Here is a 12,506-nt window from a genome sequence, read left to right as displayed (position 1 = left end):
CCCCGCTCCGCGTGAGCGGGAGTCGACAGCCCGCCGCACGAACGCGTCCAGCCGGGCCGCGCGAGCGTCCAGCCAGGGTCCAGCGAGGTGGACGATCCTTGGCCGCCAGCTGACCTCAGTGTCTTCGCCGACCGCTGCGGCGGGCACGACTCCTCGAACGGAGCGGATGATGTCCACCATCCTCTTGGCCACCCTGGCCGCAAGCGGTCACGTCAATCCGTTCGGCCCGGTCGCGACCGAACTGGTCGAACGCGGGCACCGGGTGATCTGGTACACGGGCACCGCCTATGCCGACCGGGTCGCACGCTCCAGTGCCGAATTCGCACCGCCCGAGGACGGCAGATTCGTCGACCTCGACCGACTGACCGACGAGTACCCCGAGTTCTTGTCCCTGCCGTCCGAGGCCCGCGGACCGTGGTTCCTGGAACACGTCTTCGTCCGCCCCGTGCCGGGGCAGTACCGCGACCTCAAGGCGCTGATGGCTCGGTACGGGGCGGACGTCCTGCTCGCCGACTCCACCATGGCCGCCGCCTCGCTCATTCACGAGCTGCACGGAGAGCTGTGGGCGACGCTCAGCGTGGCGCCCCTGGCCATTCCGGACCCGTGGGTGCCGCCGTTCGGGAAGGGCTGGCCGCCCGGGGGGCAGCCCTGGCTGCGGATCCGCAACTGGTACACCGAGACGTCCGAACGGCGCCGGTTCCCGGAGCCGCTCGACCAGATGAACGTCATCCGGCGGGAGCTCGGCCTGTCACCGGTTCGCTCCAGCCCGTTCGACGCCAACCTCACCCCGTACCTGTACGTGCAGGCGACCGTGGCCGAGTTTGAGTACCCGCGCCGGCGCCTGCCCGAGCAGGTGCACTTCGTCGGACCGCTGTTCCCAGCCGTTCCTCCGCCCGGCCCGCTGCCCGACTGGTGGCCCAAGCTGGAGAAGGACCGGCCCGTCGTCCTCGTCACCCAGGGCACCGGCGCCCGCGACCTGGGCGAGCTGGTGGTACCGACCGTCCAAGCGCTGGCCGGTCAGGACATCACCGTCGTCGTGACCACAGCGGGCGCGTCCCACCCTGACCTGGATCCCGCCTCGCTGCCGGCGAACGTCCACGTCGAACCGTTCCTGCCCTACGCAGAGTTGATGCCCCACCTGAGCGCCATGGTCACCAACGGCGGCTACGGCACGGTCCAGCTCGCCCTCGCCCACGGCGTCCCGATCGTGGCCGCCGGGGTAACGGAGGACAAGCCCGAGGTCTGCGCCCGGCTCGCCTGGAGCGGCGCCGGCATCGACCTGCGGTCGAAGCGTCCGCCCGTCCCAGTCCTCGCCGAGGCCGTGCGCACCGTCCTGATCGATCCCGGCTACCGGCGGAAGGCGTCCGCGATGCGCACCGCCTTCGCCGGGCGCCGGGCGCCGCAGGAGGTGGCGGTGCTCCTCGAAGAGCTCATCGCGACCCGGCGGCCGGTCCTCGCGACCCGCCGCTGAACCTCGAGGCCGTCGCAGCTCCCGCCAGCCCTTCCCGTTCCCCACCCTCGCCTTGACCGGTCCGCGGAGACAGGCCCGAGGCGGGGGGCCTCATATCCCATCAGGACACCACACCTCACCAGGAAACAGACGTGACCACTGAACATCCTGCAACGCCCTTTCCCTTCCCAACGGCCCAACCCTGGCTCCCCGCCACGGAGTTCGACGACCTGCGCGCCACGGACGGCCTGCACCGGGTGGCGCTACCGACCGGGGACCCGGCCTGGATCGCCGCCCGGTACGAAGACAACCGCCAGCTGCTCTCGGACCCCCGTTTCAGCCGGGCCGCCGCCGCCCGCGCCGGCGCTCCACGGGCCCGGCGCGCGGCGCTGGAAGCCCGATCCATCACCACAATGGACCCGCCCGAGCACACCCGGCTGCGCCGGATCGCCATGCGGGCGTTCTCCACCAGGCGGATCAACGGGCTGCGGCCGCGCATCCACCAGACCACCGACCGGTTGCTGGACGCCCTGGCGGCGGCCGGTCCGGGCGCCGACCTGGTCACCACGGTCGCCAGGCCGCTGCCGGTCACGGTGATCTGCGAGCTGCTCGGTGTGCCGGTCACCGACCAGGAGCAGTTCGGGGCATGGTCCCAGGTCTACCTCAGCGTCACCGCGAACTCCGCCGAGGAGATCGAGGGTGCCACGGCCTCACTCAAGGGCTACCTCGCGCAGCTGATCCAGGAGAAGCGCCGGCAGCCCGATGACGACCTGCTCAGCGACCTCGCCAACGCCCCCCAGGAGGAACGCCTGGACGAGGACGAGCTGGTGACCTTCGGGGTCACCCTGCTCGTCGCCGGGGTGGAGACGGTGGCCCACTCGATCAGCGGAGGCGTGCTGGCACTGCTCCGGCACCCGGAGCAGTGGGAGCTGCTCCGCGAGCAGCCCGAGCTGATCGAGGGCGCGGTGGACGAGTTGGTCCGGTACACCCCGGCCGCGGTCAGCGGCGGCACGGTGCGGGTCGCACTGGAGGACGTAGCACTGGGCGGCACCCTGGTCCGCGCGGGCGAGGCCGTACTGCCGGCCGTGATCTCCGCGGACCGGGACGCCACCGTGTTCACCGATCCCGACCGGCTGGACATGACCCGCAGCCCCAATCCGCACATCGGCTTCGGCCACGGCCCGCACCGCTGTCTGGGAGCCCAGCTCGCCCGCGCGGAACTCGCCATCGCGGTGGGCTCGCTGGTCGCCCGCTTCCCCGGACTACGCCTGGACGTGGCGGTGGAGGACCTGGAGTGGGATCTGCGCACCATGCAGCGCGGTCCGCGGGCGCTGCCCGTCCGGTGGTGACTGAGCCGTCCAGCACGAACGGCGCGGGGCGGCGGGCTTGCCCGCCGCCCCGCGCCGTGGGACGGCTCAGTCGTAGTACGCGGTCGGCGCGGTCCGCAGTGTCTGCCACTGCTGCGCGTCATGGCCGTGGACCAGCAGCGCGCCCTCGGCCTCCGCCAGCTCGACCAGCCTGCGGGTGCTCGCACGGACCGCGGCCTCGTCCACGTCGAACGGCGTCATCGCCCGCTGCTCGGGGTCGAGGAACTCTGTCGAGGGGATGGCGTCGGCCGCCAGCAGCACCGCGCCGGTCCGTGGCAGCCGGACGAGCACCGACTGGTGCCCCTGGACGTGTCCGGAGCTCTCCACAAGCAGCACGCCGGGGAGCAGCTCGGTGTCGCCCTCGACCCGCCGGTACTTCAGGTGGGGCAGGTCCCAGCTCCCCCTGGCCATCTCCAGCCGACCCAGCTCACTCGACGTCGCCAGCTCGTAGTGGCTGCGCTGGACGACGAACTCGGCGTCGGTGAAGAGGTCGTGGTTGCCGGCGTGATCCGGGTCCAGGTGGGTGCACACCACCAGGTGGATGTCCTGCGGCCGCAGCTCGAGGGCAGCGAGCCTGGCCTCCACGCCCTCGTCGGGTCCGACGCTGATGAAGGCTCCGGGGCCCGCCGCCGCGCGCGAGAACCCGGTGTCCACCAGCACGTTGGTGCCGTCCTCGGTCTGGACGAGGTACCCCGGCACGGGCGCGCCGATCGGAGTGGTGCCGAGCTTGAACAGGTGCAGCCTCATCCGTGGCTCCTGACATCGTTCGTGGCGGCGGTGACCGCGTCGGTACCGGGCTGACTTCCCAACAGCGTGCTCAGCGCCTCGGTGAGGGCGGTCCGGGGGTCGGCCTCGCCAGTGAAGCGGTCCAGGACGAATCCGTCCGGCCGGACGAGCACGGCGCCATCGCGCGGAACACCGTGGGTCCTGGACCACCGCTGCAACGGGTCGGTGAGCTGGTCCGCCCCGATCCGGTGGACGGTTATCGGCACCGGGACACCGGACGCGGCCTCGCGCCAGTCCCCCGCCTCAGGCCCGGCCACCAGGGCCATCCCGCAGCCGTCGTAGAGGTCCAGCGAGGAGATCCGCACACCGTCCCGCTCCAACCACAGGTGCGGGGCCCGCGTACCCGGAGCGGCGGAACCGTCGTCCCGCGTCAGCACGTCCTCGGGAGCGACATCGCGCACCGGGTAGCGGTATCCGAGCGCGACCACGTGGTCGGGCAGGATCGCGCCTTCCGGGATCTGCTCGCCGTGGCCGGGCCGGTCCAGCGAGCGCAGCACGGTCTGCCGTACCGTGGTCCGGGCCACCGGCTCGCGCTCGGCCTCGTAGCTGTCGAGCAGCGCCTCGGATGCCTCGCCGCGCAGCACCATGGCCAGCTTCCACGCGAGGTTGTGGGCGTCCTGGATGCCCGTGGCCGAACCGAACGCCCCCGTCGGCGGCATGACATGGGCGCTGTCCCCGACGAGGAAGAGCCGCCCCACCCGAAAGGTCTCGGCCACCAGTCCCGCCGCCTGCCAGGGCTGGGCCCCCAGGATCTTCACCGGCAGGTCCGGGACACCCGCCGCGGCCCGCACGGCCGCTTCGCAGCGCGCCTCGTCCCAGCCATCCTGGTCGGAGTCAGCCTTCGGGTCCAGGGGAACGTGCAGCAGCCACCGGTCGGTGTTGTTGATCGGCAGCAGCCCCGCGGTCACCTCATCGTTGAGGACGTACGCCATGACGAAGCGCCGCTCCCCGAGCACCTCGGTGAGGTCGGCACGGAAGTGGATGTTCAGGTACCGCGCGAGGAGGCCACGCCCCTGCCGTGCAATGCCGAGCTGCTCGCGGATCGGGCTTCCGGCGCCGTCGGCCACCACGAGGTAGCGGGCTCGCACCGCGTACTCCTCGCCGGTGGGGCGGTGGCGCACGGTGGCGGTCACGCCCTCGGCGTCCTGGATGTGCCCGACCAGCTCGTGCCCGAAGCGCAGGTCGGCTCCGTCTTCCTCCGCGCGTGCCCGGAGCACCGGCTCCAGGTCGTCCTGCTCGCACAAGGTCCAGCCGGTGGGGCTGACGTCCCGCGCGTCCTCGCCCAGGTACTCCCGGTTGAAGCCCGGGGCCTGGAGTCCGGCCAGGGACTCCATCCGGACGATGCCACTGTTGTCGGCGAGCGCGACGGCCGACTCGGTGGCCCGGATCCGGTCCTCCAGGCCGACCTGCCGGAACAGCTCCATCGCCCGGACGTTCACACCGCGGGCCCGGGGGTGGAGCGAGGTTCCGGGGTGGCGCTCTATGAGGAGCGGCTGCTCTCCCTGCCAGGTGAGGAAGACTGCCGCCGAAAGACCAACTAGCCCTCCTCCCACGATGAGCACGGAAACGCTCACATCTTCCATTATCTCTCCTCAGAGGCTGGTCAGTTGATCGGCTTGGTGGCATGTATGTCGGCGCGGCCGGTCAGCTCGACCGCAGCACCCGGGCCGTGTCCCGGACAGTGCTCAGCAGAGCGGCCTGACGCAGGATCCGCGTGTACTGCTCCTCACGAACGGTGGCCGGCCCCTGGGAGAGCCCCGCGAAACTCGCCGCAGTGTTGCCGAACTGGTCATCGGCGTCGAGCACGAACTGCTGGACGTGGTCCTGACGGGACAGCCGCAGGATGGGCCGGGCGGTCGTCGGCGGGGTGAAGGGCTGGTCGAGTACGAGCCGCCCTTCCGTCCCCCACAGCGCGCAGTGGCTGCGGTAGCCGTGTTCGAACCCGAAGCTGAGCTCGGCGGTGACGCCGTCCGGCGAGGCCAGAAGCACGCTTCCAGCCGTGTCCACCTCCTGGTTCGAGCCGACCCGCAGCACCGCGCCGATGACCTGGACGCCATCGCCCAGGTACATCAGGGCGGCGCGCAGCGGATAGGCACCGACGTCCAGCAGCGCCCCACCGCCCAGCTCCCGCCGGTAACGGATGTCCCCAGGCGGACGCGGCGGGATGCCGAACGATGCTTGCAGCACTCGGAGTTCACCGATCTCGCCATACAGCAGCCGTTGCTTCGCAGTCGCGTGCTGGCTGTGGTGGACGAACGCGAAGTTTTCCATCAGAGCCAGGCCACGCTCGCGCGCCAGGGCGACCACGTCCTGCGCCTCGGCGAGCGTACCGGTGGCCGACTTCTCCACCAGCACGTGCTTGCCCGCCTCGAGTGCCCGGGCCGTCCAGAGCGCATGCAGGCCGGTGGGCAGGGGGATATACACCGCGTCGAGGTCCGGCCGGGCGAGCAGCCGCTCGTAGTCGTCGTCGGCATCGCAACCGAACTGCATCGCGAAGGACTTGGCCTTCTCCCGGGCGCGGCTCGCGACCGCCGCGACGCGGATGCCCGGCCTGGCCGCAAGGGCTGGCAGCATCCTGCGCCGGGCGATGTCCGCGCAGCCGAGCACCCCGATCCTGAGCTCGGCGGTCCCGGGCCGCCCGTCGGCCAGCCGGTCCGCCGTCACTGCGGGCCCTGCCAGAGAGACTGAAGGCAGGTCATCAGGGTCCGGGCCTCGACGTTGATGTGATTGCCGCACCGCAGCAGGTCCTTGAGCTGGGTGAGGGTCGCCCACCGCATGGTGTCGGGTTCGGCGTCCGGGAACTCGTCGCCGACCTCGATGACGGTGTACAGGTTGTCCCGCTGGTAGAACCGGCCGCCCTCCTCTGGGAGCACTGCGCTGAACCGGACCTGCCCGGCGTGGGCGCCGAGGACCAGGTCGAGCAACGGGGGCCACTCGCCCTGCGGCAGTGCGCGCCAGTCCCGCGACACGCACTGCACGGTCGGTCCGAACTCGATAGCGTCCCGAATCCCCGGCTGTGCCTTGCCCTGGACGAGGACGTGCAGGACCCCGTCGATCCGCTTGGCCAGGAAGGCCGCCACGCCCTGGCTCGGGAACTGCAGCATCGGCTGGGTCCACCGGGTCACCTCTCGGGTGCCGGCCTCGACCGAGACGGCGATCACCTTGACGCAGCTGTTCGACGGTTCGGTGACGGCGCCCTCGTCCGTGCTCCACCCGGCCAGCTCCCGCAGCGGTACCAGCCGGGCCGAATGGGAGTTCTCCGTCCTCAGGTCCTGGAGCCAGGTCAGCAGCTCCAGATCGCCGTGGACCGCCTGCTCGCTGCGGTCCAGGGACTTGCTCAGCGCGCTCTGGAAGGAGTCGGCCGGCTCCCCGACGACGGATTCATCGAGCGCCCCGCGCTGCCGGCCCAGCGGCATGCAACTCAGCACGGTCCTTACGTCCATGTTGACAAGGTGGTCGATCCCCATCAGGGAGTGGACCTGCCCCAGGGTCATCCAGCGGTGGACGTCGTGGTCGTGCACCGGGACGTCCTCGAACACCTCCACCACCATGTTGCGGTTGCGCTTGTACAGAAAGCTGTCGCCCTGTTCGGACTGGAGCGCGTCCACCAGGACCTTGCCGCGGTCCGGTCCGACAAAGTACTCCAGATAGCGCGTGTGACCGCCGTGGTGGACGCGGGTGTAGTTGCTCCGGGTGGCCTGGACGGTCGGGCCCAGCTGGACCAGTCCGGTGTTGCCGGGCTCCATCTTGGCCTGCATGAGCAGGTGCAGGACGCCGTCGATCTCACGGACCAGGATCCCCAGGATCCCGCTCTCCCGCTGGTTGATGATCGGTTGGGTGATACCCTCGGCGGACCAGCCGCCACCGGTCACCCGCAGTCCCTCGACGGTGAAGAACCGCCCGGTGCTATGGCCGAGGTTACCGGTCTCATGGTCGAAGCTCCACTGGTCCAGCGCGGCGAACGGGATCCGGTCGACGGCGAAGCCGCCCTCCTTCCGGGCCCGCTCCAGCCAGGGCACGACGTCCTCGGTCGTGAAGCGGGGATTGTCGAATGTGGTGGCGGAAAGGCTCAGCCGGTCGGCCAGGAACATGGTGTCGTCGGGCCGGGCCCGGCCGGCGAGAGCGTCGGCTCGGTGCGACATGTTCTCTCCTTCAGTAGTTCAGGCGGACCCGGCTGTGGTCGCCGACGACCAGCTGGTGGCCACGCGGCGCGGGGCCGGCTGGGGAGACCTCCACGTTCTTGCCAATGAGCGAGTTGTGGATCCGGCTCACCCCGTTGATGGAGCAGTGGTCCATCACGATTGAGTACTCGATTTCGGTGTGGTCCAGCCGGCAGCCAGACCCGAGCGAGGTGAACGGTCCGACGTAGCTGTCCGCGACGACCGTTCCCGGCCCAATGGACACGGGGCCCACCAGCCGGGACCGGATGACAACCGCGTCCTCGGCGATGTCCACCCGGCCGACGGCCTCGCTCTCGTCGTCCACGCTCCCTTCCATCCGGGGGGCGATGTTCTCCAAGACCATGCGGTTGCACTCCAGCATGTCCTCGACCCGCCCGGTGTCCTTCCAGTAGCCGGAGATGGTGTGCGAGCTGACGGCTGCCTGATGGAGAATCAGTTCCTGAATAGCCTCCGTGATCTCCAACTCGCCGCGCGCGCTGGGCCGCAGCTGCGCCACGATCCTGTGGACGAGTGGGGTGAACATGTAGATCCCGACCAGGGCGAGGTCGCTCCTGGGCTCCTTCGGCTTCTCCTCCACCCTGACCACCCGGCCGCCCTGGTCCAGTTCGGCGACCCCGAACTCCGAGGGGTTGGCGACCTTGGTCAGCAGCAGCTGCGCGTCCGGGCGCCGGGCGAGGAACTCGGTGACGAAATCGCGGATGCCATGGATGACGAAGTTGTCGCCGAGGTACATAAGGAAGTCGTCATCCCCGAGGAACTCACGGGCGATCAGCACGCAGTGCGCCAGGCCCAACGGGGCTTCCTGCGGAATGTAGGTGACCGACAGACCGAACTGTGATCCATCACCGACCGCGCGCCGCACCTCCGCGCCCGTCTCACCCACGATTATCCCGACCTCACGGATGCCGCTATCCCGAATCGCCTCAAGGCCGTAGAACAGCACCGGCTTGTTGCCGATCGGTACGAGTTGCTTGGCGGAGGTGTGGGTGATGGGCCGCAGCCGCGAGCCGGTACCACCGGCCAGAACCAGGGCCTTCATCGGGCGCCGGCCTCGGACGGCGACCAGGCGCGCTCCTCCACCACCGGGCGGCGCTCCAGCAGCGGCTCCCACCAGCCGGGGTTGTCGCGGTACCAGCGGATCGTCTCCCGCAGGCCCTCCTCGAACGCGACGGTCGGCTGCCAGCCCAGGGTCTCCCTGATCCGGCTGGAGTCCAGCAGGTACCGGCGGTCGTGGCCCGGCCGGTCCGCCACCGTGGTCTGCAGCGAGGTGGGTAGCCCGAGCTCGTCGAGGATCAGGTCGGCGAGCTGCTGAACGCTCACCTCCACCCCGGTTCCGACGTGGTAGGTCATTCCGGGCTCGCCGTCGGTGAGCACCGCGTCGATCGCACGGCAGTGGTCGTCGACGTGGATCCACTCCCGCCGGTTGTGCCGGGACTCGTAGACTGGCAGGCTCAGGCCGCGCAGCGCGTTGGTCACGAACAGCGGGACGACCTTCTCCGGGAATTGGTAACGCCCGTAGTTGTTGGCGCAGTTGGTGATAGTGACCGGTAGGCCGAAGGTCTCGTGGTAGGCGCGCACCGCGTGATCGGCTCCGGCCTTGCTGGCGTTGTACGGAGTGCGGGGCCGGTACGGGGACCCCTCGTGGAAGACCTCCATGCCGTCGAGGGCCAGATCCCCGTACACCTCACAGGTCGAGACGTGGTGGAACCGATCGACCCCGGCGTCCAGGCTCGCGTGGAGCAGCGTCTGGGTGCCGAGCACATTGGTCCGGAAGAACCTGCCGGGGTCGAGGACGGCGAGGCTGTTGTGCGACTCGGCGGCGAAGTTCACCACCACCTGTACCCGGTACTCGCGCAGGATTTCGGCCATCCGGGCGCCGTCAGCGATGTCCGCCTGCACGAACACCACGTCGTCACGCACCGCCGCAAGGCTCTCCCGGTTGCCGGCGTAGGTCAGCGCGTCAAGGGCGATGATGGTGTCATCGGCATGCGTCCTGCGCCAATAGTGGACGAAGTTGGCGCCGATGAAGCCCGCCGCGCCGGTGACGAGCACAGTCCGGGCCGGGACGGCACGGTACATCACAGGGCTTCTCTCTACTCGGGTCATAAGGTCGGCCACTGCATCTCCCGGCGCAGCTCGTCGCACAGCCACCGCTCGGCCGCGGTCGCTGAAATGCTGGGAATCAGTCGCTCCGGTGAGCCTGACGGGGGTTCCGTCAGGACTCGTCCACCGGGGTTCTGCGGAGGAAGGGGGAAATGCATCGCTCCCAGCGCCTTGAATCCCTCGTACAGATTCAGTACCAGCGCACGCAGCAGGCTGCGCATCGCCAGACTCCTTTCTCGTGGTGAAGCGCCGTCAGGCCTGTTCGGGGACCGCGAAGGTGGCGCGCACCTGGTAGATCCCGTAGTGCCGGCTGCCGCCCCGGTCCTGGTACTGGCGCAGCGGCGAGGTCTGCTTGCGGTGCGCCGCCCCCTGCTCCCAGGCCTGGAACGACTGGACGTCTTTCCAGTAGCTCAGGACGGCGAAGGAGCAGCTCTCGCCGTCGAGGGTGGACTGCAGCAGTTCGCTACGCAGCAGACCGGGCACCTTGCCCAGGTCCTCGTTGATGTGGTGGAAGGCCGCCTCCAGCGGGGCGTCTCCCTCCTCGGGCACCCGGCAGTAGATGATCACCCGAATCTCGCCACTCATGCCGTCGCCGCCTCGGCCTTGGGCAGGTGGCAGACGACCTGCATGGTGGCCATCGAGCCGCCGGAGCGGAAGGGGTGCAGCCGCTCACGGTGCTTGACGTGCTGCTCGCTGTGCTCGAAGGCACGGAAGCCGGGCTCGTCGGTCCAGTCGCTGATGATGTAGTAGATGTGCTCCTCCTCGGTGGAGCGCATCAGCCACTGGCCGAGGTTGGCCGGGTTGGAGGTCACCGCGGCGCCGATCTCCAGCCAGGTCCGCTCGAAGTCCGCCGCCATGCCGGGGCGGGTCTCCACCCGCAGCAGGACCCGGAAGGCCTTCTCGGGGTGTGCCATGTCAGATACCTCCGTCTACGTGGATGATCTCGCCGGTCAGGTAGCTCGACTCGGGGCTGGCCAGGAAGACGACCACCGAGGCGACCTCGGCGGGAAGGCCGAGCCGGCCGAGGGCGGTCATGTGGCGGTACCGCTGCTGGAGCGCCTCGTACTCCTCCGGCGTGAGCCTCGCCGCCTCCTCGGTGTCGATGACACCGGGCGCGACGACGTTGACCCGGATGCCCTTGGGGCCGAGTTCCTTCGCCATCGACCGGCTAAGCCCGATCAGGCCCGCCTTACTGGCGGTGTAGTGGGCGCGCAGGGCGAGTCCGACGGTGGCCACCCGGGAGCCGACGTTGATGATCGAGGGCTTCTCCGCGAGCAGCGGGAGCGCCTTTTGGGCGATCAGGAACGGGGCGGTGAGGTTGGTGTCGATGACGCGCTGCCACTCGTCCTGCGCCAGTTCGGCGAACGGTATGTGGGAGATGACCCCCGCGTTGTTGACGAGGGTGTTGAGCGTGCCGTACCGGCTCCGGCACTCGTCCAGCAGCCGTTCGATGTCGTCGGCCCGGCCGATGTCGGCCTTCACCAGGTGGTGGTGGCCGGGCACCGACTTCAGCTCACGTGCGAGGCTCTGGGAGTCCTCGGTGTCGTTGCGGTGGCAGGTGATGACGTTGGCGCCGGCAGTGGCCACGGCCAGCACGATGGCCCGGCCGATGCCGCGGGTGCCGCCGGTGACGAGCACGTTCTGCCCGTCGAGAGACAGGTTCATGGACTCTCCGTAAGGTGTGGAGTTACAGGGCGAGTGCCGCTGCGAGCGCATTGGCCAGCAGCGCGGTGACCGCGAAGGCGGTCCGGACGACGTTCCAGTTGCGCCATCGGACCCGGGGGTCGATCCGCTCCCAGTCGGGCGGTACGACCCCCGGCTCCAGCGTTCCGATCCACTTGTTGATCGGGACGTTCTTGACGAGCGACACCACGATCGCGCCCAGAAGCAGCACGGCCGCGACAGCTTCGGGCCCGTGGGCCGAACCGTCGGTCAGCGTGACCGCGGCGATATCCGAGAGCATCGCCGTGATCATGCAGATCGGCATGAACGGATCGAACCTGGTGACCAGGAACTGGTGGACGGGGATGTAGCGGTCAGCGGGGAGGCTGAGCAGCAGTGGCGCGCCTCCCAGCGTGGCGATCATCAGTCCGCCGGCCCCCATCCCGCTGCCGATCAGGGCCAGTGGCAGCAGGATCTGGCTCATCGGCCCGACTCCCCGCGGCGGCCGACCGCCTCCTCTTCGACGAACTTCTTGATCCTGGCCATCTGGACCTTGGTGCTGGTGTTCAGGTGCTCGGCCATCTCCGCGTCGTCGAACGACATCTCCGGCCGTACGTGGAACTCCTGCATCCAGCGCATCCGGACGCCGCCTTCGGCCTCCTGGTAGTCCCAGGCGATGTTCATGAACTCGAAGGGTCCAGTCTCCACCCGGTGGGCCCGGACGGTGCGGGTCGCGGGATCGGGCTTGCGCAGCGAAACCCAGCTCCAGGCCTTGCCGTCCTCGTCGGGAAGCATGGTCAGCCGGAAGCGGATGGTCCCGTCCGGTGAGCGGTCCAGGATCTCGGCCGCGGCGTACTCGTCGAACAGGTGCGGCCAGGACTCGATGTCATTGGTCATCTCCCACACCAGGTCCATGGGGGCGTCGATGACCACGGTGTTCTCGGTCCGTGCGGTCAT

14 protein-coding genes are annotated in these 12,506 nt (G+C 69.7%); 2 read left to right on the top strand and 12 right to left on the bottom strand.

Translation table 11 applies throughout. The features are described 5' to 3' along the window. Positions 1-169 precede the first annotated feature (169 nt). Positions 170-1,471, top strand: coding sequence for a glycosyltransferase (locus tag IEY78_RS05155; RefSeq protein ID WP_189096362.1), 1,302 nt, complete (start codon positions 170-172; stop codon positions 1,469-1,471). Between the two features lie 131 nt (positions 1,472-1,602). Next, positions 1,603-2,799: a cytochrome P450 gene (locus tag IEY78_RS05150; RefSeq protein ID WP_189096361.1), complete on the top strand. Its 1,197-nt coding sequence runs from the start codon at positions 1,603-1,605 to the stop codon at positions 2,797-2,799. Positions 2,800-2,865: 66 nt separating this feature from the next. Here the strand turns inward: IEY78_RS05150 and IEY78_RS05145 are convergent, their stop codons facing one another. From IEY78_RS05145 to IEY78_RS05090, 12 genes are all read right to left on the bottom strand, one after another. Next, positions 2,866-3,564, bottom strand: coding sequence for an N-acyl homoserine lactonase family protein (locus tag IEY78_RS05145; RefSeq protein ID WP_189096360.1), 699 nt, complete (start codon positions 3,562-3,564; stop codon positions 2,866-2,868). Further along, positions 3,561-5,186, bottom strand: coding sequence for an FAD-dependent oxidoreductase (locus tag IEY78_RS05140; protein ID WP_189096359.1), 1,626 nt, complete (start codon positions 5,184-5,186; stop codon positions 3,561-3,563). The genes IEY78_RS05145 and IEY78_RS05140 overlap by 4 nt, the downstream gene beginning before the upstream one ends. Before the next feature lie 61 nt (positions 5,187-5,247). Continuing rightward, entirely contained in the window at positions 5,248-6,267 is a 1,020-nt protein-coding gene (locus tag IEY78_RS05135) for a Gfo/Idh/MocA family protein (protein ID WP_229699713.1), read from the bottom strand. Further along, complete coding sequence (locus tag IEY78_RS05130) at positions 6,264-7,745, bottom strand: NDP-hexose 2,3-dehydratase family protein (RefSeq protein ID WP_189096358.1); 1,482 nt, start codon at positions 7,743-7,745, stop codon at positions 6,264-6,266. The genes IEY78_RS05135 and IEY78_RS05130 overlap by 4 nt, the downstream gene beginning before the upstream one ends. Before the next feature lie 10 nt (positions 7,746-7,755). Beyond that, positions 7,756-8,823 carry a glucose-1-phosphate thymidylyltransferase gene (locus IEY78_RS05125; RefSeq protein WP_189096357.1) on the bottom strand — a complete coding sequence of 356 codons (1,068 nt, stop codon included), beginning with the start codon at positions 8,821-8,823 and terminating at the stop codon, positions 7,756-7,758. After that, the gene (gene rfbB, locus IEY78_RS05120; RefSeq protein ID WP_189096356.1) at positions 8,820-9,863 is read right to left on the bottom strand and encodes a dTDP-glucose 4,6-dehydratase; all 1,044 of its coding nucleotides are present in this window, start codon (positions 9,861-9,863) and stop codon (positions 8,820-8,822) included. The genes IEY78_RS05125 and rfbB overlap by 4 nt, the downstream gene beginning before the upstream one ends. A 23-nt stretch (positions 9,864-9,886) precedes the next feature. Next, positions 9,887-10,108, bottom strand: coding sequence for a DUF6059 family protein (locus IEY78_RS05115; RefSeq protein WP_189096355.1), 222 nt, complete (start codon positions 10,106-10,108; stop codon positions 9,887-9,889). Positions 10,109-10,139: 31 nt separating this feature from the next. Continuing rightward, entirely contained in the window at positions 10,140-10,472 is a 333-nt protein-coding gene (locus IEY78_RS05110; RefSeq protein WP_189096354.1) for an antibiotic biosynthesis monooxygenase family protein, read from the bottom strand. Then, positions 10,469-10,801 (bottom strand): antibiotic biosynthesis monooxygenase family protein, encoded by a 333-nt coding sequence (locus IEY78_RS05105; protein WP_189096353.1) that lies wholly within the window; start codon positions 10,799-10,801, stop codon positions 10,469-10,471. The genes IEY78_RS05110 and IEY78_RS05105 overlap by 4 nt, the downstream gene beginning before the upstream one ends. 1 nt (position 10,802) lies before the next feature. Next, positions 10,803-11,552, bottom strand: a complete 750-nt coding sequence (locus IEY78_RS05100; protein ID WP_189096352.1) for an SDR family NAD(P)-dependent oxidoreductase — start codon at positions 11,550-11,552, stop codon at positions 10,803-10,805. 22 nt (positions 11,553-11,574) lie between these two features. Next, positions 11,575-12,033, bottom strand: a complete 459-nt coding sequence (locus IEY78_RS05095; RefSeq protein ID WP_189096351.1) for an anthrone oxygenase family protein — start codon at positions 12,031-12,033, stop codon at positions 11,575-11,577. Continuing rightward, a complete protein-coding gene (locus IEY78_RS05090; protein ID WP_189096350.1) occupies positions 12,030-12,506 on the bottom strand; it encodes an SRPBCC family protein in 477 nt (158 codons plus the stop codon). The genes IEY78_RS05095 and IEY78_RS05090 overlap by 4 nt, the downstream gene beginning before the upstream one ends.

The sequence above is a fragment of the Streptomyces kronopolitis genome, assembly GCF_014646275.1.
GTDB classification, from domain to species: Bacteria; Actinomycetota; Actinomycetes; order Streptomycetales; family Streptomycetaceae; genus Streptomyces; species Streptomyces kronopolitis.
Note: the sequence above shows the minus strand (reverse complement) of the source record. Positions and strands in the feature narration are given on the sequence as shown.